At 68.5% G+C, this 20,267-nt stretch carries 19 protein-coding genes; 5 read left to right on the forward strand and 14 right to left on the reverse strand.

Going from position 1 to position 20,267, the window contains the following annotated elements; all coding sequences use genetic code 11:
• Positions 1 to 43: 43 nt before the first annotated feature.
• Together cydB and C998_RS0102820 are read right to left on the reverse strand one after the other, a co-directional pair.
• On the reverse strand, positions 44 to 1,045 hold the full coding sequence (cydB, locus tag C998_RS0102815) for a cytochrome d ubiquinol oxidase subunit II (protein WP_018869334.1): 1,002 nt from the start codon (positions 1,043 to 1,045) through the stop codon (positions 44 to 46).
• Positions 1,046 to 1,049: 4 nt separating this feature from the next.
• A complete protein-coding gene (locus tag C998_RS0102820) occupies positions 1,050 to 2,456 on the reverse strand; it encodes a cytochrome ubiquinol oxidase subunit I (RefSeq protein WP_018869335.1) in 1,407 nt (468 codons plus the stop codon).
• Between the two features lie 374 nt (positions 2,457 to 2,830).
• On the opposite strand from C998_RS0102820, the gene C998_RS0102825 reads away from it, so the two are divergent.
• On the forward strand, positions 2,831 to 4,195 hold the full coding sequence (locus C998_RS0102825) for an NAD(P)/FAD-dependent oxidoreductase (protein ID WP_019021997.1): 1,365 nt from the start codon (positions 2,831 to 2,833) through the stop codon (positions 4,193 to 4,195).
• Between the two features lie 70 nt (positions 4,196 to 4,265).
• The gene (locus C998_RS0102830; protein WP_018869337.1) at positions 4,266 to 5,021 is read left to right on the forward strand and encodes a metallophosphoesterase; all 756 of its coding nucleotides are present in this window, start codon (positions 4,266 to 4,268) and stop codon (positions 5,019 to 5,021) included.
• On the opposite strand, the gene C998_RS0102835 is transcribed toward C998_RS0102830, so the two are convergent.
• A complete protein-coding gene (locus C998_RS0102835; RefSeq protein ID WP_018869338.1) occupies positions 5,018 to 5,776 on the reverse strand; it encodes a hemerythrin domain-containing protein in 759 nt (252 codons plus the stop codon). The two genes, C998_RS0102830 and C998_RS0102835, sit on opposite strands and share 4 nt — an antisense overlap.
• Positions 5,769 to 6,314, reverse strand: a complete 546-nt coding sequence (locus C998_RS0102840; protein ID WP_018869339.1) for a hemerythrin domain-containing protein — start codon at positions 6,312 to 6,314, stop codon at positions 5,769 to 5,771. The genes C998_RS0102835 and C998_RS0102840 overlap by 8 nt, the downstream gene beginning before the upstream one ends.
• Before the next feature lie 239 nt (positions 6,315 to 6,553).
• Here C998_RS0102840 and rnk point away from each other — a divergent pair, with 239 nt between their 5' ends.
• Entirely contained in the window at positions 6,554 to 6,964 is a 411-nt protein-coding gene (gene rnk, locus C998_RS0102845; protein ID WP_018869340.1) for a nucleoside diphosphate kinase regulator, read from the forward strand.
• A gap of 9 nt (positions 6,965 to 6,973) precedes the next feature.
• On the opposite strand, the gene C998_RS0102850 is transcribed toward rnk, so the two are convergent.
• The 7 genes from C998_RS0102850 to C998_RS0102880 all read right to left on the reverse strand — a co-directional run bounded on the left by C998_RS0102850 (position 6,974) and on the right by C998_RS0102880 (position 13,970).
• Positions 6,974 to 8,422, reverse strand: coding sequence for a DNA polymerase Y family protein (locus C998_RS0102850; protein ID WP_026279450.1), 1,449 nt, complete (start codon positions 8,420 to 8,422; stop codon positions 6,974 to 6,976).
• Positions 8,423 to 8,568: 146 nt separating this feature from the next.
• Positions 8,569 to 9,222, reverse strand: a complete 654-nt coding sequence (gene imuA, locus C998_RS0102855; protein ID WP_018869342.1) for a translesion DNA synthesis-associated protein ImuA — start codon at positions 9,220 to 9,222, stop codon at positions 8,569 to 8,571.
• Complete coding sequence (gene lexA, locus C998_RS0102860; RefSeq protein WP_018869343.1) at positions 9,219 to 9,863, reverse strand: transcriptional repressor LexA; 645 nt, start codon at positions 9,861 to 9,863, stop codon at positions 9,219 to 9,221. The genes imuA and lexA overlap by 4 nt, the downstream gene beginning before the upstream one ends.
• A 62-nt stretch (positions 9,864 to 9,925) precedes the next feature.
• A complete protein-coding gene (locus C998_RS0102865) occupies positions 9,926 to 11,422 on the reverse strand; it encodes a hypothetical protein (protein WP_018869344.1) in 1,497 nt (498 codons plus the stop codon).
• Positions 11,422 to 12,195, reverse strand: coding sequence for an FKBP-type peptidyl-prolyl cis-trans isomerase (locus tag C998_RS0102870; protein ID WP_018869345.1), 774 nt, complete (start codon positions 12,193 to 12,195; stop codon positions 11,422 to 11,424). Before C998_RS0102870 ends, C998_RS0102865 begins: the two co-directional genes overlap by 1 nt.
• 74 nt (positions 12,196 to 12,269) lie before the next feature.
• Positions 12,270 to 13,058, reverse strand: a complete 789-nt coding sequence (locus C998_RS0102875) for an ABC transporter permease (RefSeq protein WP_018869346.1) — start codon at positions 13,056 to 13,058, stop codon at positions 12,270 to 12,272.
• Between the two features lie 6 nt (positions 13,059 to 13,064).
• A complete protein-coding gene (locus tag C998_RS0102880; RefSeq protein WP_018869347.1) occupies positions 13,065 to 13,970 on the reverse strand; it encodes an ABC transporter ATP-binding protein in 906 nt (301 codons plus the stop codon).
• A gap of 215 nt (positions 13,971 to 14,185) precedes the next feature.
• Here C998_RS0102880 and C998_RS0102885 point away from each other — a divergent pair, with 215 nt between their 5' ends.
• Positions 14,186 to 15,544: an NRAMP family divalent metal transporter gene (locus C998_RS0102885; RefSeq protein WP_018869348.1), complete on the forward strand. Its 1,359-nt coding sequence runs from the start codon at positions 14,186 to 14,188 to the stop codon at positions 15,542 to 15,544.
• An 11-nt stretch (positions 15,545 to 15,555) separates the two neighbouring features.
• On the opposite strand, the gene C998_RS0102890 is transcribed toward C998_RS0102885, so the two are convergent.
• Both C998_RS0102890 and C998_RS0102895 read right to left on the reverse strand, forming a co-directional pair.
• Positions 15,556 to 16,839, reverse strand: a complete 1,284-nt coding sequence (locus C998_RS0102890) for a hypothetical protein (protein WP_018869349.1) — start codon at positions 16,837 to 16,839, stop codon at positions 15,556 to 15,558.
• A gap of 94 nt (positions 16,840 to 16,933) precedes the next feature.
• Positions 16,934 to 17,803: a DMT family transporter gene (locus C998_RS0102895; protein ID WP_018869350.1), complete on the reverse strand. Its 870-nt coding sequence runs from the start codon at positions 17,801 to 17,803 to the stop codon at positions 16,934 to 16,936.
• A gap of 53 nt (positions 17,804 to 17,856) precedes the next feature.
• On the opposite strand from C998_RS0102895, the gene C998_RS0102900 reads away from it, so the two are divergent.
• On the forward strand, positions 17,857 to 18,768 hold the full coding sequence (locus tag C998_RS0102900; protein ID WP_038081552.1) for an NAD(P)-dependent oxidoreductase: 912 nt from the start codon (positions 17,857 to 17,859) through the stop codon (positions 18,766 to 18,768).
• 5 nt (positions 18,769 to 18,773) lie between these two features.
• Here the strand turns inward: C998_RS0102900 and mltF are convergent, their stop codons facing one another.
• Positions 18,774 to 20,255, reverse strand: a complete 1,482-nt coding sequence (gene mltF / locus C998_RS0102905) for a membrane-bound lytic murein transglycosylase MltF (protein WP_018869352.1) — start codon at positions 20,253 to 20,255, stop codon at positions 18,774 to 18,776.
• Positions 20,256 to 20,267 lie beyond the last annotated feature (12 nt).

Here is a 20,267-nt window from a genome sequence, read left to right on the forward strand (position 1 = left end):
GAGAAAGACCCGGTCGCAAACCCTGAACGGTCAGGCAGCGGCGCTAGTGGTAACCCGCGTCCGCCGTGACCTTGCCGCGGAAGACCCAGTAGGTCCACGCGGTGTAGCCGAGGATGATCGGGATGATGAACAGCGCCCCGATCAGGATGAACAGCTGCGCATCCGGGGAAGATGCGGCGTCCCAGAAGGTGTAGTCCGGCGGGACCACGTACGGCCACTTGCTCACGATCAGCCCCAGGAAGGTGAAGATGAACAGGGCGATCGTGGACACGAAGGGCAGCCCCTCGTGGCGCCGGCGCACCGAGCGCAGGATCTGCCAGGCCGCCAGCAGCGCCAGGGCCGGAAGGACCCACAGGATCTCGAAGGTGCCCATCCAGCGTTCCATGACCTTGGCATCGATGAACGGCGTGATCGCACTGACCAGCCCGAACACCACCAGCACGGCACCCAGCAGCCACGGGGTCACGCGATAGGCAAACGCCTGGGTTTCACCCTCGGTCTTGAGAATCATCCAGGTCGCGCCCAGCAGAGCGTAGCCCGCCATCAGACCCAGACCGGTGAGCACCGTGAACGGGGTCAGCCAGTCCAGCGCGGTGCCGGCGTAGTTCAGCCCGTCCATCTGGAAGCCCTGGATATAGGCCCCGACGACCGCGCCCTGGGCGAAGGCCGCCACCATCGAGCCGATCGCGAAGGAGGCGTTCCAGCCGCGCCGCGACTTCGCCGAACTCGCCTTGAAACGGAACTCGAAGGCGACGCCGCGGAAGATCAGCCCGGCCAGCATCAGGAACACCCCGATGTACAGAGCCGGCAGGAACACCGAGTAGACCAGCGGGAAGGCTGCCAGCAGGCCGGCGCCCCCGAGGATCAGCCAGGTCTCGTTGCCGTCCCAGACCGGGGCGACCGAGTTCATCATGATGTCGCGCGACTGCTCGCCGGGGGCGAAGGGGAAGAGGATCCCCACGCCCAGGTCAAACCCGTCCATCAGGACGTAGCTGACCAGCCCGACGGCGATGATCACGACCCATACCAGTGTGATATCGACCATGGTTTCAGCTCCTTGCGTCAGCGGCAGGGTTGTCGTTGAACGGCGTATCGGCCGCCGACAGCGGGCGCTTGGCGTGCTGCGGCTCCTGCACCGGTTGGTCCGGCTCCGGACCCTTGCGCACGATGCGCACGATGTAATAGACGCCGGCGGTGAACACCACGGCATACACCGCGATGTAACCCAGCAGACTGAACAGCGCCATGCCACCGGTCAGCGACGGCGTGAGGCCGGTCGCGTGGTCCATGATTTCGTAGACCAGCCAGGGCGCACGGCCCGTTTCGGTCACGAACCAGCCCGCCAGCACCGCGACGAACGGCGTCGGGATCATCCAGGTCAGGCCCTTGAGGAAGCGCTCGGACTGGTACAGGTCGCCACGGAAGCGCAGCCAGGCGCTCCACAGGGCGAAGCCGATCATCACGAACCCAATGGCCAGCATGATGCGGAACGACCAGAAGGTGATGCCGACCGGGGGACGCTCTTCGGCGGGCACTTCGTTCAGTCCGGGCACCTCGCCGTCCAGCTCGTGGGTCAGCACCAGCGAAGCCATGTTGGGCAGGCCGATCTCGAAGTGGTTGGTCTCGTTGGCCGAGTCGGGGATGGCGAACAGCAGGAACGGGGCCCCGCGTTCAGTCTCCCAGACGCCTTCCATCGCCGCCACCTTGGTCGGCTGATGCTCGAAGGTGTTGAGGCCGTGGATGTCACCCACCACCAGCTGAGCCGGGGCGGCGAACAGCAGGATCCACATGGTCACGCCCAGCGCCTTGCGGTTCATCTCGACGTGCTTGTTGCGCAGCAGGTAGTAGGCGGAGACCCCCGCCACCACGAAGCCGGCGGTCAGCAGCGAGGCCAGCCCCATGTGGAAGAAACGCGGCCAGAAGCTGTCGTTGAAGATGGCCTGACCCCAGGAAGTCACCTGGAAAACTCCGTCAACCAGCTCCACACCGCCGGGCGTCTGCATCCAGCTGTTGGCCACCAGGATCCAGAACGAGGAGATGAAGGTGCCCAGTGCCACCATCATCGCCGCGAAAACGTGCACGCCCTGCGGCACACGGTCGCGACCGAACAGCAGTACGCCGAGGAAGGCCGCCTCCAGGAAGAACGCGGTGATGACCTCGTAGGACAGCACCGGCCCGAGGAAATTGGCCGTGGCATACGAGAACACGCTCCAGTTCGTGCCGAACTGGAAGGACATCACGATCCCGGAGACCACCCCCATGCCGAACACGACCGCGAAGATCTTGATCCAGAACTTCGAGATCCGGGTGTACAGGGCATCACCGGTCTGCCAGGCCCGGAACTCCAGGAAGGCGATGAACGAGGCGAGCCCGATGGTGAATACCGGGAACAGTGCGTGAAATGACACGACGAATGCGAACTGCAGTCGTGACAGGAGTAAGGGGTCAAGCTCCATGGCATTGCCTCCGTGAACGATTGAGAGAGGACGCGTGGTGCGTTCCGCCCGGATGACAATCAAGTTGCGTGCCAGTTCTCGCTCTGGCGTGCGTGTTCGCGCTGCGACGCGGTTTGCGGCATCGGTCCGGGACGAGCCTCGTGGTCCCGGGGTGTTGTACATGCCGCACATGACAGTCTGGAACATGGAAATGACAGTCACGGCAGACAAAGCGTCCGGAGTCGGGCGGCCGAGGCGCGCGGAAAGCGGTTTTTGCGAGTTTTGTGGCACTGGCACGAAATCTGTATGTCAGAAGGGTTGAAGCGCGGCGCCATCGGCGACCGCTCCGGAAAAAGACGCCCCGCGGGATGACGGGGTCGCGAGGAGGCATACACATGACAGATCGCAATAAGGCAGGTTCGTCGAAGGCACCGCTGGTATTGCGGGACGGACTTTCGCGGCGGGATTTCCTGAAACTGACCGGCGGGCTGACCGCGGCGGCGGCCGTGGGGTCCGCGCCCGCGGCGGCGCAGGCCGGAGTGCAGACCCGCGCGCGGATCGTTGTGCTGGGCGGCGGCGCCGCCGGGCTGACCGTGGCGGCGCGGTTGCGCGACCTGCTGGACGGGGCGCGCATCACCGTGGTGGAGCCGAGCGAGACCCATCACTACCAGCCGGGCTGGACCCTGGTCGCGGCCGGGACCTATTCGGTCAGCGACGTGACCGCGCGCAACGAGCATTACATCCCGCGCGGCGTCGACTGGAAGAAGGACTACGTGGCCGCAGTGGATCCGGAGAGCCAGGTGGTCGAGACCGCCGGCGGCGATCGTCTGGATTATGACTTCCTGGTCGTGGCCACCGGGATCCATCTGGATTACGAGGCGATCGAAGGCCTGGAGCGCGCGGATATCGGGCAGAACGGCCTGACCAGTATCTATGCCGGCCCCGAGCAGGCGCGGCATGCCTACGAACAGACGCAGCGCCTGGGCGAGCAGGGCGGGGTGGCCCGCTTCACCATTCCGAATACGCCGATCAAGTGCGCGGGTGCACCGATCAAGGCGACCCTGATCGCGGAGGACCTGCTGCGCAAGGCGGGGCAGCGGGATCGCATGGAATTCCACTATCACGCCCCGGAAGGCGCGCTGTTCAGCGTCGAACGTTTTGACGGGATGGTGCGCGACATCTATCGCGAGCGCGGAGTCGGGATCGAATCCGGGTCCGTGCTGCAGGGCGTGGAGCCCGAGCTGCGCCGTGCGACCTTCGTGGACGGCGACGGTAATCGCGAGACGGTGGACTACGACTACCTGCACGTGGTGCCGCCCATGCGCGCCCACGACTGGGTGCGCGAGGCCGGTCTGGCGGTGGAAGACGGCAGTCTGGCGGAAGGCGGCTGGCTGGCCGTGGACGACCAGACTCTGCAGCATGCCCGCTACCCGAACGTGTTCGGCGCGGGTGACGTGGTGGACACGGCGATTGGCAAGACGGCCTCCACGGTCCGGGCCCACGGGTCGGTGACCCCGGACAACCTGGTGTCGGTGCTGCAGGATCGCGAACCGCAACAGCGTTTCGACGGCTACACCTCCTGCCCGCTGATCACCGAGGTGGGCAAGGCGGCCCTGGTCGAGTTCGACTACACCCTGGAGGAGGTCCCGACCTTCGGCTTCATCGACCAGGGGCAGCCGAGCTGGATGTGGTGGCGGCTGAAGGTGCACATGATCAAGCCGCTGTACTACAACATGCTGCGCGGGCGTTACCTCCGCTGATCGCGGGAGGCGCGCGCCCGGGGGCGGGGATGCGTTAGGGTAGGCGCATTCGCGAACCCCCGGGAGCGGCGTGGCACCCGATATTCTGTTCTATGGCGACCCCCATGGTCTCTTCGATCCCCTGATCGAGGCGGTGGCACGGTACCGGCCGCGGGCCGTGGTCCTGCTGGGGGACATGGAACTGCGCGAACAGTCACTGGATGCCGTACTGGCGCCGTTGCGGGAAGCCGTGGCGGCGGGTGCCACGATGCCGGCGATCTACTGGATCCCCGGCAATCACGAGAGTGATACCGATGCGGCCTGGGCGAATGTGTTCGGCAGTTCCTATGTGGCGGGCAATCTGCATGCGCGTGTCGCGGAAGTGGCCGGCCGGCCGGTAGCGGGTCTCGGCGGGGTGTTCCGTGGCCGCGTCTGGTACCCGCGGGGCCCGCGCTGCAAGGCGCCGGTCTTCTTCACCCGAAGCGAACATGTGGCGCAGCTCCCGGAACGCGATCGCTGGCAGGGCGCCGGGGATCGCGAACCGGGCCTGCCCCGGCGCCATCGCACCTCCATCTATCCCGAAGACATCGAGCGCCTGCGCGGGCTAAAGGCCGACATCCTGGTCACCCACGAGGCGCCGTCGCCGCATGCCAGCGGCTTCGACACCATCGACGGCCTGGCCGAGCTGCTGGGGGCCGGGCTGATCGTTCACGGGCACCATCACCAGGACTACGAGGCGCATACCCCGGACGGGGTGCGGGTGCGCGGCGTCGGGCGGGCCGGGGTGGTCGGCCTGTATCCGGACGGCCGGCTGGAGACCCTGACGCCCGGCATCGACGATCCTTAGCGGGCAGGCCCCCGGGAACGATCCGTTTCCGGCGAATCCTCCGTTTCGTCCGTCTCGCCGGGGACGATGAGCATGCTCCGGGCCTTGCCGAAGAGTTCGCGCGCGACATCGGGTTGTTCGCGCAAATGCCGGCTCCAGTGGGGAAACAGGTTCTGTTCCTCGCGTCCTTCGTGTTTGGCCAGACCACCCGAGATCAGGGCGAAGAACGGTGCGATGGCCCAGGGTTCGTCCACGCCCTCGGTGAATTCGTGTTCCAGCATCGCGGTCTGGTCCAGCAGCTCCTCGTGTTCGCGCAGCATGATCGAGGTCGGGTCATCGCCGCGGGGATGGCGCGGCAGATCGAGCAGCGGGACGATCAGTTCGTTCTCCACGTGTACGTGGCGTCGCAGTCCGGCGACGTAGGCATGAAACGCCGGTGCTGCGCCCTCGGCGTCGCCGGCATTGACCCGGTGCAGGGCGCTGGCGAACAGGCGGTCGATACGCAGGTGGTCGCGGGTGAGGAGATCGACCAGGTCGACGGGCTCGGTGTCGTCGCGCCGGCGGACCCGCAGGGTCCACAGCGGCGGGCCGGCCTCGACGGTTTCCCAGTGGATGGCATGACGCAGTTGCTGTGCGACCGCGGCCATCAGCAGTTCGGGCTCTTCCTCCACAAGCACGTCGAAGGTCTGACCGGCGCCGAGTTCGCGCAGGGTGTAATAGGCGCGGGTATGGGCATGGTCGCCCAGCCCGCGCAGGTCGAGAGTGAAATCAGCCATGGGGTTCCGGTTCCAGGTCGCGCCGGCGGGCCATGGATTCGCCGATGGCGCGGCATTGATCGGCGTCCAGCAGGTGTTCGGCCAGCGGCAGCACGGCTTCTTCCTCGAGGGCCAGATGGCGCCGGTACTGGTCGATCCATTCCGCCGCGCCGTCCAGCGAGGCATCGCGTCCTTCGGCGATGTCGAGCAGGGCCGGCTCCAGCCGGGACCAGCCGTTTTCCAGGGTTTCGTGCTCCGCGGTAAGACGGTCCAGCCAGTCGGGCAGCTGGGGATGGCAGTCGGGATGATGGCCGAGGCCCTTGAGCCGCGGGAACAGATCTTCGTCCTCGTCGGCATGGTGGTGCGGTGCGGAGGCATGGAAATATTTCAGCAGCCGCTGGGCGGCGGCCTGGGCCTCGGCATCCGCACCATGATCGGGGACATGTGCCTGCAGGCGGTCGAGCGTCTCCAGACAGCCCTTCAGGCGACGATGACAGGCACGCAGGACTTCGAGGGGGCGATCGAAGCCGGGCAACGGTTCGTTCATCTGGAGATTCATGCGGGCCTCGGGATGCACATCTGCCCCCTGTGTAGCAGTTCGGTGACCGTGTGGCCTTGATGCGGATCACATCGTGCGGAGGGTTTGTCTTTTGTGTCATTCGCCCCCAGAATCGATGGGACAGAGGCACCGGCGTCCGCGTGCCCGGCTTTGTAGTGTCCGTCGTTGCCGCGGCGGCCTTTCCCTGCATGTTCGTCCGGTCACCCCGGAATCGGTGACCGGCCCTGAGAGGTGGAGTTGTGGACAAGCCCGAGATCGTTGTTTCGGCAACCGACATGGAACGGCTGGACAAGCTGCTGGAATCCGCTTCGGCGGAAGACTGGCCCGGCAAGTCCGGGCTGGAGGCCGAACTGGATCGTGCGCGGGTAGTGGACTCGCACGAGATGCCGGCGTCGGTGGTAACCATGAACTCCAGCGTGCGCTTCCGGGTGGTGGAATCCGGGGAGGAATTCACCATGACCCTGGTCTACCCGCGTGACATGGATGACAGCGGGCAGACGCTGTCGATCATGGCGCCGGTGGGCAGTGCCCTGCTCGGACTCTCGGAGGGCGAGGAGATCGAGTGGCCTCGTCCGGGCGGGGGCGTGATGCACGTGCGCATCGACAAGGTGCTGTTTCAGCCGGAGCGGGCGGGCGAACACCACCGGTAACCGCGGGGTCTATCCCCAGTAGCCCTGGCGATACCATTGCCCGCTGCGCAGGCAGCGGAACACCCAGACCCCGCGACCGCGCGGGTCGCGCGCCAGGGCATAGTCGCGGCGCTGATCGTTTCCCCGGTCCCACCAGCCGTTTTCCATGCGTCCCAGGGGCTGCAGCCCCTGCAGATCCGTGGCCGCTGCCGGCACCGGCGCGTGCACCCACAGGGCCGTGCCGCAGGCCTGCTGCGCGGGGCCGGGCGCGGGCGTGGATCGGAGCCGTTGCAGGGTGGAGCCGACGGGCTCCTGCGCGTCTTCCGGGGCCGGGGTTCCCCGGTTGCTCAGGCCGCCGACCTTCTGTGCCCCCAGGCGCGCCCGCAGGCGGGCAAGCACGGCGGGCAGGTGCATGCCCGGGTTGTTCTCGCCGGCGGGATCTCCGGTCAGCAGGCCGTCATCGGTGGCGGGCGGGTCCAGCAGGTCGGCCGCGTGCAGGCGCAGGCCGATGACCGGGGCCTGCAGGGTCTCGCGCTCCAGTCGGGTCTGCCACAGGCTCAGCCAGTCCGCCGCGCGGATGCCCGGCTGGCCGCGTTCCAGGCTCAGGCGGGTGGTGGTCTCGCGATGCCGCAGTTCCAGCTGCATGCGCTGCAGGCTCAGGGCCCGCCCGCGCAGTTGCTGCTCGGCCTGCTGCAGCAGGCGGCGCAGGGGGAACACCAGCGCGGTGCTCGCGCGGATCTCGTGATCCAGGCGCAGGGCGAGTTCCAGGGTGGCCGGGGGGCAAAAGCGCGGCAGGGCCTCGCGGGCGTCACCCAGCAGGCGGTCGATGGTCTGCAGCAGTTCCGGTTCGTGGCGTCGTGCCAGTTCCGTGCGCGGCAGACGCAGCAGGTCACCGAACATCCGCAGGCCGGTGGCCTGCAGAGCCTCGCGGGTGCCCGCGGGCAACGGCAGGGTGTTCAGCGGGAAGCGTGCCAGGTTGCGGCGCAGGGCGTCGCGGTCCTCGGGGATCTCCGGGTGCCGGTGCGCGGCGAACAGCCGTGCAGCAGCCGGGCTGCGGGCCATGCCGGTGCGCGGCTGGAAACCCAGTTCGCGCAGCACCGCCTCTGCCCGTTCGCGCAGGGCCGGCAGCCCGCCGAACAGGCGCCGGCTGCGCCCGACCTCGAGCAGGATGCGCTGCTCTTCGGGTTCGGGATGCACGTGGTCGCTGAACTGCAGCAGGGCGGCGGCGAGTTGGTGAATTTCGCGCGCGCGGGCCGCCGGGTCGTCCTCGATCAGTTCCGGGGTGTCCAGAAGGGCCAGGGCATCGCCCAGGGGCATGCCCGGGCGGGCGCCGGCGCGGCGCGCGGCACGGTTGGCGGCATGCACCCGGGGTCGTTCCCCGCGTTCCACGATCAGCAGGGGATGCTGCGCGAGACGGGCGGCATCCGCGCGGCGGCGGGCCTGAAGATCCAGGGCCAGATGCGGAAGCTGCACGGCCAGCCAGCATTCCCGGGCCTCCGGCGCGGGGACGGGAGCGGGGTCAGGTTCCCGCGCCGGCTCCGGGAGCCCCGGGAGCAGTTGCAGGGTCGGCCCCGGGTGGGCCTGCTCCGTGTCGGGTGCCGGTCGTGCAGGACGTGTGTCCGGGATCACGGGGTGCCCTCCGCGGGAGGCGGGTGCGCCACGGAGAGATCCAGCGGCCGGCCGCGCCGGTACCGGGCGCCGCTGCCCTTGATGAAGTGCAGGCGCAGGCCCCGGCCATGGGGCTGCCATTGCAGGCGCTGATGTGCGGGTGAGGGCTGTTCCGCGGCCTGTGGTGGACGATGGAGCACGGCACAGGCGCGGCTTTCGCCGGCCGCCAGGCGCAGACGCCGCAGTCGTGCGGTCTCCGCGGGGCCGTGGATCCAGATCAGCAACACGCCAAAGGCGGGGTCGCGCAGGCACTGTTCCGCACTCCACAGGCGTTCGCCGTCCTGGTCGGCCCGCACCAGCAGGACCCGCTCCGGGGGAATGCCCAGCTGTTGCCAGCCGGGGAGCCAGGGGGTGGCCGGCGGGCCGATCAGGGCGATCCACAGACGCGCGCGCCCGCAGGCGGCGAGCATCGGGACCAGCAGGCGGGTCTCGCCGCTGCCGAAGGGCGCGCCCAGCAGTTCCACCAGCTGGCCGCGCGGCCAGCCGCCGCCCAGGGCCGTTTCCAGTTCGGGTGTCCCCGCTGGCCAGACCGCGTCGCCGCTGGCGGGGGCGCCCTGGCGGCCGCGCCACAGGGACGGGTGTTCCAGCAGTGAGTCCAGGGCGCGGCTCATTCCCTTTCCAGATCGCGCAGCACGCCCACGCCGATCCCCTCGATCGCGAGTTCGCGGCGCTCGGGGTCGATATCGATGGGGGCGAAATCGGGGTTTTCGGGCAGCAGGCGGATCCGCGAACCATCGTGGTGGAAGCGCTTGACCGTGACCTCGTCCTCGATGCGCGCGACCACGATCTGGCCATCCCGGGCCTCCGGCGTGCGGCGCACGGCGAGCAGGTCGCCGTCGAGGATGCCGGCATCACGCATGCTTTCGCCGTGTACCCGCAGCAGGTAGTCGGGGCGGGCGCGGAACAGGGCGTCGCCGAGTTGGTAGTGCCCCTCGATGTGTTCGGTGGCCAGCAGCGGCGAGCCGGCCGCGACCCGGCCGATCAGGGGAATGCCGTCCGCTTCCGGGGGCGTGCCGGGAGACGGGCGGGCCTCGGGGGACAGGCGGATCCCGCGGGCCGCCCCGCCCACCAGTTCGATCGCGCCCTTGCGCGCCAGGGCCTTGAGGTGGCATTCCGCCGCATGCGGCGAGCGGAAGCCGAAGGCCGCGGCGATCTCGTTGCGCGTGGGTGCGGTGCCCTGGGTGGTCATCACCTCGGTGATGTAGTCGAGGATGGCCTGCTGGCGCGGGGTGAGCGACGGGACGGACGACACGGGGCGGCTCCGGATACTGTTCGTAATTACAGTAACTGGAGGGCGCCCGGGTCGGCAAGCGGTCAGTCGGGGTCCGCTGCGTGTCCGGTGTAGAAGCGCCGGGCGTCGTCGAACAGCTCGGCGTTGGTGTCGGCACGCATGTACAGCATGTGCCCGCCGGGATAGCGGCCGGTGACGATGCGCTCGTCGTCGCCCGGGTCCGCGGCATGCGCGATCTGCCCCAGCAGCCATTCGGTGGCGAAATAGGGGGTGATCAGGTCGGCCTCGCCGTGCACGCTGAAGATGCGAAAGCGGGGATCCAGTGCCAGGGCGGTGGCCAGGTCGTCCATCGCCGAGGCCGGGCCGGTCCGCTGCGAGCTGTCCCAGTCCCAGGCACCGAAGACTTCGCGGCTGAGCAGGCGATACTGATGCCCGTGCGACCAGTCCAGGGTGTTGCGCAGGTGGTCCAGCATGGCGGTGGACAGCGGGGCCACCAGACCGTCGAGGATGGCATCGGCCCGCGGCCGCGTGCGGGTCGGGACCGGATCCGGCGAATCGATCCCGCCATCGTACAGGCTGACCAGCCGGCCCTCGTCCCGCAGCAGGCCACGCTGCGCCATGTTCAGGGTGATGCGGCCGCCGGTCGCGCGCAGGTGGTCGCGCTCCATCCCGGTGAAGCGGACCACTTCATCGATCCAGTCGGCGTCGATCCGCCCCGGGTGCAGCAGCCCCTCGAGATAGTCCCCCAGCGCGAATGCCTCCGCCTGCTCGAGGCTCGGCGGGTCATCGCCCAGGCGGTCATGCGCGCGTGCCGAGGCGGTCAGCGCCGGCAGCATCAGGGCGTGCGGGAGCGGGCGGCCGGTGCCGCCCTCGAGCATGCCGAAATCCAGCGCGGGGGAGACCAGCACCGTGCCCGAGACGCTGATACCGGAGTTGCGCATCAGCCGCGCGGGCAGGGCACCGGCGCGATAGCCGCCATAGCTTTCCCCGCCGAGGTACACCGGGTCGCCGCGCCGTCCGTGGTCGTCCAGCCAGCGTTCCAGCATCTCCTCCAGCGCGGCCAGGTCGCCCTCCGGCTCGAAGAAGTCTTCGGGATCGCCGGCCTCCATCACCCGGCTGAAGCCGGTGCCCGGCGGATCGACGAACACGAGGTCGGTAAACGCCAGCCAGGTCTTCGGGTTGTCCGTCAGCCGCGGTGGCGTGGCGGCCGACAGGCCCCGGTCGTCGGTGTCCAGGACCCGCGGTCCCAGTCCGCCGACGTTGAGATAGGCCGAGGCCGCCCCCGGGCCGCCGTTGAACAGGAAGGTCACCGGGCGGTCGGTGTCTTCATCCTCCACCGTGTAGGCCACGCTGAAGACCCGTGCCTCGGGGTGTTCGCGATCCTCGCCCAGCGGAGTGTAGCCGACCGTCGCGCGGTATTCAAGCCGTTCGTCGTCCACCGTTTCCAGCGAATGCGTGGTGGTCACCGGTTCGGGGAGCACTGCCGGCAGTTCCTCGTGTTCGTCCCCTTCGCCCGTGGCCGGGGCCGCGAGCAGCAGCAGGACCAGACCGAGGGCCCCGGGTCCGCCATGTCGCCGCATCAGCAAACCGCCGTCTCCTCGGTATCGGGGCAGTCGTGCTGCACCACGCGGTCTTCTTCCAGCCAGTGCTTGATGCCGTCGGTGACGTTATGGACGTCCTCGTACCCCAGACCGTCGGCCAGCGCGCGGGCCAGTACGCCGGTGCGGCTGCCGGTGCGGCAGATCAGGACCACGGTGTCATCCGGGTCTACCGCATCGGTGAACGCCTGACCGAATTGCGGAATGAACTGGCCGCGTTCGTCGAAGGCGGTCATGCGCAGGCTGCCTTCGACCACCCCGGTCTCGGCCCATTCGTCGGGGCGGCGGATGTCGACCACGGTCACGTCATCGCGTTCCAGCATCCCGGCCAGCTCGTCATTGTCGAGCCCGCCGAACGGGGCCGGTTCCACCTCCAGGATCTCCACCTCGAAGCGCAGGGTGGCATCCGGCGGGATCACGTCACCGGCGCCGCGCGAACCGTAGCCCAGTTCCGGCGGGATGATGATTTCGCGCTCGCCGCCCTCGCGCATGCCCTCCAGGCCCTTCTCCCAGCCCGGAATGACTTCGCCGGCGCCCAGGGTCAGGGTGAACGGCTGGCCGCGGTCGCGACTGGAATCGAAGGGCTCTCCCTGATCCTCGCCGTCCTCGTGGACCCAGCCGGTGTAATGCACGGTCACGGTGTCATGACGCACGACCTCGGCGCCTTCGCCTTTTTCGAGGTCGCGGACCTGGACGTTTTCCGCCAGCGCGGTGGCGGGCAGGATCAGGAGCATGGCGGCGAGCCAGTATTTCATCGGTTCGTACCTGTCGATCGTGAAAAGGATGATGATTGCAGAGACTGTCGGAGCCCCGGGAACATTCCCTGTGGTCAGCGCAGCAGCCGGCGGCGGATGCGGTAGCTGGCCACGCTGATGGCCAGGACGCCGTAGCCAGTGATGACCGCAAGATGGGGCAGCCAGCGGATCGGCCATTCGCCGGTCATCAATGGCCGCACCAGTTCGATTACGTGGGCCAGCGGCAGCATCCAGGCCAGGGTCTGCACCCAGCCGGGGAGCTGTTCCAGGGGGAAGAAAACCCCGGACAGCAGCAGCATGGGGGTGACCGCCAGGGTGAAGTAGTAGAGGAAGAAATCGTAGCTGCGCGCCAGCGAGGTGACGACCAGCGCCAGCGCGCCGAAGGTGAAGGCGGCGAGGAAGATCACCGGCAGCGCCAGCAGGGCGCGCGCGTCGGCCACCAGCCCCAGCAGGCTGGCCACGATCAGTACGGTGATCGCGGAGATCAGGCCCTTGGTGGCGGCCCACACGGCCTCGCCGAACACGATGTCGTCCAGCGTGAGCGGGGTCGCCAGCATGCCGAGCCAGGTGTTCTGTTCCGCCATGCGCGTATAGGCCGAGTACATGCCCTCGAAGCTGGCGGTCATCATCGCGCTGGAGGCGACGATGCCGGAGGCGATGAACACCATGTAGCGCATGCCGTCGACCTCGCCCACCATGGCGCCAAAGCCGACCCCGAACGCGAGCAGGTAGAGGATCGGCTCGCCGAAATTGCCGACCACCGCCGGCAGCATCAGTTTGCGCCACACCCGCAGATTGCGGCGCCACACCGTGAACAGGCGCGGGCCGGGGCGGGGGAGCAGGGGGTGGGTGCGCTGGCGCATGGGCATTCAGTCCCGCAGGTCGTGGCCGGTGAGCTTGAGGAAGACGTCTTCGAGGTTGGCCTCGCGCAGGCCCATGCGTTCCCCGCGTGCCTCCAGCCGGCCGCGCAGGCCTTCCGGGTCGGGGGTGTAGATCAGCCAGGTGTCGGCGACCTGGTGGGCGCGGTCGCGCGGCCCCAGTTCGTTTTCGATGGATGCGGCGGCGCCGCGGCCGGCGACCGTGGCCACCCAGGGCTCGACGTGTTCGCGGATCAGCCGGGCGGGGGAGTCACAGGCGATGATGCGGCCATGGTCGATGATCGCGATGCGATCGCACAGTTCTTCAGCTTCTTCCATGTAATGCGTGGTCAGCACCAGGGTGACACCCGAGGCACGCAGCTCGCGCAGCTGTCGCCAGAGGTGGTGACGGGCCTGGGGATCGAGTCCGGTCGTGGGTTCGTCGAGGATCACCGCGGCCGGGTCGTTGATCAGCGCGCGGGCGAGGGTCAGGCGGCGCTTCATGCCCCCGGACAGTGACTGGATCGGCGCGTCGCGCTTGTCGCTCAGGTTCACCCGTTCCAGCAGCCGGTCGATGTGCGTGTGCAGCGAGGGGCCGGACAGGCCGAAATACGAGGCATAGGTGCTCATGTTCTCGCTGACGGTGAAATCGGGATCCAGGGTGTCGAACTGCGGCACCACGCCCAGTCGGTGGCGGACCGCCCGCTCGCCCTCGGGCATGCTCCGGCCGAGGACCTCGATGTGACCGGCATCAATGGGCGTGAGGCCCAGCAGCATGCGCAGGGTGGTGGTCTTGCCCGCCCCGTTGGGGCCCAGCAGGCCGAAGAACTCGCCCTCCGGGATGTCCAGGTTGACGCCGTCCACCACCGGCGTGCCGTCGTACCACTTGCGCAGGTCCTGGATGCGGATGGCGGTCAAGGGGTGTCCTTTTCGCAAAACGAGTAGTCGGGATCCCGCACAGTGTAAGGTGTTCCCGCCGGGTGCCGCGAAGGGGGCAGGACCGCGCGGGGATTTCCGGTGCCCATGGTCGTCGCCGGGGCAATGCGCTACCCTTCGCCGCGTTTGCGCGCAGGCGCGCTCCTGCAAAGGCAGCAGCTCTGCGGCAGACTGTTCCGGCCAACGCGAGGTGATCCATGCAGTTGTTCTGGCAGCCCCGGACGGATCTGGGCAAGGCGATCGGGCCGGGCATCCTGATGGCCGGCGCCGCGATCGGCGGTTCCCATCTGGTGTCCTCGACCCAGGCCGGTGCACTCTACGGCTGGTCCCTGCTGGGATTGTTGCTGCTGGCCAACCTGTTCAAGTACCCGTTCTTCCTGTACGCGGTGAAGTACCGCGCGGCCACCGGCGACACGATCCTGCATGGCTACCGGCGCATGGGGAAGGGCTTTCTCGCGGCCTTCTTTGGCCTGAATCTGGTCAATGCCTTCCTCAATACCGCGGGGGTCGCGTTCATCTCCGCCAGTCTGTTTCTGGCGTTCCCGTTCGTGGACGCCGCCGATTACGTGACCGGGATCGCCATCGGCATCCTGTTGCTGTGTGCCGCGATCATCATCGCCGGGCATTATCAGCTGCTGGACAAGATCGCCAAGGTGGTGGTGTTCCTGCTGGCGGTGTCCACCCTGACCGCGGTGATCGTGGCGATCTGGCAGAGCGCGGAGATCCCCGAGGGGTTCGTCGGGCGCGACCCGTGGGACCTTGCCTCCATCGGCTTCATCATCATGTTCATGGGCTGGATGCCGGCGCCCATCGACATCGCGGCGTGGCCGTCGCTGTGGCGGACTTCGCGCGAGATCGAGACCGGCCACCGCGCCACGGTGGGCGAGTCGACCGCCGATTTCCACATCGGCTACATCGTGACCGTGGTCCTGGCGGTGTTCTTCCTCGCCCTGGGTGCGCTGGTGATGTATCGCGCCGGCGCAGGGATCGAGCTGGCCGACATGACGGCCGGCGAGTTCTCCGCTCGCTTCATCGAGATGTACACCTCGACCATCGGCGACTGGGCGCACTGGCTGATCGTGCTGGCGGCGTTTTCCGCGATGTTCAGTACCACCCTGACCTGCATGGACGGATGGCCGCGCTCGCTGGCGATGAGCACCCTGCTGCTGTTCGACCGCCCGGAGACGGGGCTGCGGCGCACTCTGGTCGCATGGCTGCTGTTCACGGTGGTGGCCTGCATCGTGATCATTCAGTTCCTGCTGACCGATCTGCTGGCGATGCTGCAGTTCGCGATGGTGGTGTCGTTCCTGACCTCGCCGGTGTTCGCCTGGCTCAACTATCGCGCCATCCAGCGTCCCGAGGTGCCGGAAAAGGATCGCCCGGGACCGGTGCTGCACGTGCTCTCGTGGGCGGGCATGGCGTTCTTCGTGGTGTTCACGCTGCTGTTCGTGGTGTGGTTCTTCGGGTTGCAGGATGCGGCCGAGGAGGAGCGCGAGCGGATGCAGGAGGAGGAGCAGGCCCTGGTCGTCCCGTTCGAGCCGACGGCCCGGGTGTGACAGGAACCTCCTCAGTTCGAGGCGCGTGCTCGGGTGAGCCGGCGCACGATCAGCGTCAGCAGGATGGCCACGCCGATCGCCCCGATCGCGAACACCGGGCTGGAGAGCAGGTCCGGGCGCAGCAGCAGTAACAGGCCCAGCGCCAGCATCATCATCCCGGACAGCAGTTTGAGCAGACGCCCCTCGTGTTCCTGCAGCTTGCGGTTGCCCAGGGTGAAGGCGAACAGGGCGACGATCGCCAGCATCGGCAGCACGTAGATCAGGTTGTACGCGACCAGATAGCCGTAATAGCTCACCGCGCCGGGATCGTGGGTGGTCAGGATCCGGGTGTAGATCATCGGGAAGCCCAGGGTGCACAGGATCTCGTAGAGGTTGACCACCACCGCCAGGACCACGGTGGCGCCCAGCACCCAGGGCAGGCTGTCGGCCTGGGTCAGCTCGCGCATGCGGCGGAACAGGCCCGGCCGGGCCGAATCCGGGATGCTCAGCGATACCCCGCGCTTGAACAGGAAGTAGTCCTTGATATTGATCAGCGCCATTGCCAGCGCCACGGCCCCGGCGATGCGCGTGATCAGAGGCATCTCGCCGAGTACCAGGAAGGCGTTCAGCCAGGCGGTCATGAAGGTGAAGTAGATGACCCCCGAGATGGTCACGAAGACCCCTCCGATCAGCAGGATGCGGCCCCGGCTGCGGCTGTGCACCACCACGCTCAGCAGGAACAAGAGGACGAAGAAGGCGCAGGGGTTGAACGCGTCGAAGCCCGCGAGAAGCAGCGTCAGCGCCGGCAGGGACAGCCGGTCGGGGTGCAGCTCGCCGAACAGGGGCAGGCGCAGCGGCTCGGCCCCGGTCCACAGCGCGCGTTCCAGCTCGGGCGGTTCGCCGGCCTGAACCCGCCGGTGACAGGTCTCCAGCAATTCGCGCAGCCGGGCCTCCTGACGTCCGCGCGTGTCGAACCCCTCCAGCATCGCCCCGCAGAACAGGAAACCGGGCACCGCCCGGGCCTGTTCGCCACGTTCGGTGGCCATCTGGCGGTAGAGCGAGCCCAGTTGCGGGTGTGCGGTGAGGTCGTAGCTGCGCACGGCCAGCCAGGGGTAGTCCTGCGCCAGCTGATGGACCACCGGCAGCGCGTCCAGACAGCGCGGACACTCGCGGGTCCAGAAGAAATGCAGGGTGATGGTGGGGGCGGCCTCGTCGGCGTCGTCGGATTGCCCACCCGGAGTCTGGGCCTGGGCGGTGCCCCCGGCGAGCGAGAGCAGCAGGAAGCCCATCAGTATCCAGGCCAGTCCCGCGAACATCCGTGCCGGATGTCCGTGGTCCTTCGCGGGTGGATCGTGCCTTCCCGGCATGGGGCTCCCCGTGCTGTTCCCTGTCGCCGAGTATAACCGGCTTTCAGTGTGCCTCGTCGCGCCAGCTGGCGAGCGCGTGCAGGGCCAGGGTCACGAGAACGGCCGTCCCCGCAACGAGCGTCATCAGCGGCGGCGCTTCGGCCAGGAACAGCCAGACCCACAGGGTACCGAACACCGCTTCGAGGACCAGGAACAGGGCGACCTCGCCGGCCGGGAGGTGACGGGTGGCCAGGGCGATCATCACCAGCGCCAGTGGCAGCTGGACCGCGCCCATCAGCAGCAGCGTGGCCAGGCTGGTGGCCGACACAGCCAGCGGCGCGGCAAAGAAGAGCGCAATCACCGCGCCCAGCAGGCCGCCGGTGGCGATCACCGCGAGCCGGTCGATTTGCGGCGAACGGCGCAGCAGGGTCAGCTTGAGGCCGACCACCATCGCCGCGCCCAGCGCGAACAGGTCCCCCAGCCAGCCGCCGGTTTCCAGCGAGCCGGCGAACACGCCGACGATGCCGACCAGGCTGAGCAGGATCGCGACCCAGGTCCGCAGCGGGATCCATTCGCGCAGGATCAGGCCCGAAAACAGGGCCGCGAACAGCGGCGAGGCGGCGAGGATGACCACGGCATTCGCGACGGTAGTATGCAAAACCGCGAGGACGAACAGATAGTTGGTGGCAGCGAATCCGGTCGCGGTCCACCACGCGTCCATGCCGCCGCGCCGCATGCAGGCCCAGCTCCAGCGCCCGTTCATCAGCCGCAGCACGACGGTGAGGGTGATCGCCATGAACAGGCCGCGCCAGAACAGGATGTCCGGCGCGCTGGCATCGGCGAGGCGCACCAGCAGGCCGTCGAAGCTGATCGCCATGACTCCGATGAACGCGAACAGGGCACCGGTGGCGTGCGGACTGAGGTTGCGAATCAATGCGGGCTCCTTTTCTGCTACGTTGGCCGGATTTCCAGTCCGAGGAGTTTTCCATGTCGTCAGCGACGATCCCCGCCGCGTTGCAGCCGGTCGGCTGCGTGGGCCTGGGCATCATGGGCGCGCCCATGACCCGCAACCTGCTTGCTGCGGGGGCCGAGGTGCATGTCTGGGCCCGACGTCCGGAACAGGCGCGGGCCCTCGAACCGGACGGTGCCCGGGTGCACGGGGATCTGGCCGGGCTGCTCGCGCAGGTCTGCGTCCTGGTGCTCAACGTTTCGGACACGCCCGACGTCGCGGCCCTGATGGAGGGGCCCGGCGGGGTGCTCGAACACGGTCGTCCGGGCCTGATCATCATCGACCACAGCACCATCGAGCCGGTACGTTCCCGCGAGCTCGCACGCGCCGCGGCGGAGCGTGACATGGTGTTCATCGACGCCCCGGTTTCGGGGGGCGAGCCCGGTGCCCGCGCCGGTACCCTGAGCCTGATGATCGGCGGGCCCGCGGACGCGGTCGAGCAGATCCGGCCCCTGCTGGAGGCCGTGGGCTCCACGCTCACCCATGTCGGTGACAGCGGTGCCGGGCAGATCGCCAAGGCCTGCAACCAGCTGGTGGTCGGCGAAACCCTGGCGGCGATCGGCGAGGCCTTTGCGCTGGCCGAGGGGCAGGGCGTGGATCCCGCACGCATCCGCGAGGCGCTGCTGGGCGGTTTTGCCGGATCGCGGATCCTCGAGGTGCACGGCCAGCGGCTGCTGGACGGCGACTTCGAGCCCGGGTTCCAGCTGGGACTCTACCAGAAGGACGCCGGGATCGTGGCCGAGCTGGCCCGGCGCACGGGTCTGGAACTGGACGGGGTCCGGCGGATCGGCGCTGCCGTGGACGCCGCCTGCGCGGACGGGCGCGGTGACGCCGACGTGTCCCTGCTGGCACGCTACTGTGCCGGATCGTCGGGCGGGCGTGCCGAATAACCCGGCTACAGTGCCAGGGGGGTGTTGCGGTAACCGGGGGCGGGGGGCTGCATGCGATCGCCGGGTTCGGGGAAGCGCTGCATCAGCTTGTCGTAGTAACTGCGGATATTGCGGGTGTAGCTGACCGGCTCCCAGCCGCGGGCGTAGCCGTGCCGGGTCTGTTCGTACCAGCGGGATTCGGCCAGTCGCGGCAGCCATTCCTTCACGTCGACCCAGCGGTCCGGATCGTCGCCGTTGTTGGCGGCCAGCGCACGTGCGTCGTTCACATGCCCCAGGCCCACGTTGTAGGCGGCCAGGGTCATCCAGGTGCGGTCCGGTTCGGGGATGCTTTCGGGGAGGCGTTCGCGCATCTGCAGCAGGTAGCGCGTGCCCCCGTCCACCGAGGCCTGTGGATCGGTGCGGTCGGGGATCCCCAGATCCTGCGCGGTGGCCCGGGTCAGCATCATCAGGCCCCGCACCCCCGTGGGCGAGACCGCGTCGGGGTTCCAGTGCGATTCCTGATAGGCCACGGCGGCAATGAAGCGCCAGTCGAGGTTGTATTTCTCGCCGGCGGCCTCGAACAGATCGCGAAAACGTTCCAGACGGTCATGGACGCGTCGCTCGAAGGTCAGGGTGTCCACCAGGTCGTGGGTCTCCAGGTGGCCGAGGTAACGATCCAGTAGCCGTTCCAGTTCACCGGTGTCCCGCAGGGACTGCAGGAAGCGTCCGGCTTCACGTTCCAGGCTGGTGTCGCCACGATCGGGAAACAGCCAGACCAGCGGGGTGGTGCCGGCCAGTTCGTAGCCGGCGCGCAGTTCGGGATGCAGCCGCTGCAGGCGCCGGTATTCCAGCGATGTCATCAGGGCAAAGTCGATCTCGCCGCGCTCCAGGGCGTCGCGCATCCGCTCCGGCCCGGGCAGGGGCAGGACTTCATGCGGGGCCGTGGTGGCGACATCATCTTGGCCATCCTCCCGGTGCGGGCGATGCAGCATGGGCGGCAGCGATGCCCCGGCGGGGACGCCGATCCGGCTGCCTGCGGGGATGTCCATGGGCGACAGCAGGGGGCCGCCGTTCTCGGCCCCCTGCCAGTAGGCCAGGATACGCTGAACCTCGAGAATCTCGGGGCCCCGTCGCAGTCCGGCATCGTCGCCCGGCGGCACGAGAAGACCGGCTCCCAGATCGACGCGACCGGCCCGGAGCAGGGCGTGGACATCCGCGGGGCGTTCCACGCGCCGGACCTCCAGGGAAACGCCCAGACGCTCGGCGAGGCGGTCGAGGAGCTCCAGTTCCAGTTGTTCGCGCCCCCCGTAGTCCGCCAGGTCGGAGCGGCCCAGGGCATGTTCCACGAATGCCACCCGCAGTTCCTCGCGGAACTGGATCTGCTCGGTGACCGGCGCGGGCTGCAGCCATACCCGCAGTGCTATGGCGACCAGCACCACGACGAACACGCCCAGTTCGATCTGGTGGCGCGTGGAGAGTGCGGGGCGGAGGCGGCGGGTCGGGCGCATGGGCCGAAGGGT

It is taken from the genome of Thioalkalivibrio sp. ALgr3 (assembly GCF_000377325.1).
In the GTDB taxonomy this organism is placed as follows: Bacteria; Pseudomonadota; Gammaproteobacteria; order Ectothiorhodospirales; family Ectothiorhodospiraceae; genus Thioalkalivibrio.

Bases quoted from the DNA above. Each gene is read 5' to 3' on its own strand.
- cydB (WP_018869334.1), bottom strand. From the start codon at position 1,045: ATGGTCGATATCACACTGGTATGGGTCGTGATCATCGCCGTCGGGCTG.
- C998_RS0102820 (WP_018869335.1), bottom strand. From the start codon at position 2,456: ATGGAGCTTGACCCCTTACTCCTGTCACGACTGCAGTTCGCATTCGTC.
- C998_RS0102825 (WP_019021997.1), top strand. From the start codon at position 2,831: ATGACAGATCGCAATAAGGCAGGTTCGTCGAAGGCACCGCTGGTATTG.
- C998_RS0102835 (WP_018869338.1), bottom strand. From the start codon at position 5,776: ATGGCTGATTTCACTCTCGACCTGCGCGGGCTGGGCGACCATGCCCAT.
- C998_RS0102840 (WP_018869339.1), bottom strand. From the start codon at position 6,314: ATGAATCTCCAGATGAACGAACCGTTGCCCGGCTTCGATCGCCCCCTC.
- imuA (WP_018869342.1), bottom strand. From the start codon at position 9,222: ATGAGCCGCGCCCTGGACTCACTGCTGGAACACCCGTCCCTGTGGCGC.
- C998_RS0102865 (WP_018869344.1), bottom strand. From the start codon at position 11,422: ATGCGGCGACATGGCGGACCCGGGGCCCTCGGTCTGGTCCTGCTGCTG.
- C998_RS0102870 (WP_018869345.1), bottom strand. From the start codon at position 12,195: ATGAAATACTGGCTCGCCGCCATGCTCCTGATCCTGCCCGCCACCGCG.
- C998_RS0102875 (WP_018869346.1), bottom strand. From the start codon at position 13,058: ATGCGCCAGCGCACCCACCCCCTGCTCCCCCGCCCCGGCCCGCGCCTG.
- C998_RS0102885 (WP_018869348.1), top strand. From the start codon at position 14,186: ATGCAGTTGTTCTGGCAGCCCCGGACGGATCTGGGCAAGGCGATCGGG.
- C998_RS0102890 (WP_018869349.1), bottom strand. From the start codon at position 16,839: ATGTTCGCGGGACTGGCCTGGATACTGATGGGCTTCCTGCTGCTCTCG.
- C998_RS0102900 (WP_038081552.1), top strand. From the start codon at position 17,857: ATGTCGTCAGCGACGATCCCCGCCGCGTTGCAGCCGGTCGGCTGCGTG.
- mltF (WP_018869352.1), bottom strand. From the start codon at position 20,255: ATGCGCCCGACCCGCCGCCTCCGCCCCGCACTCTCCACGCGCCACCAG.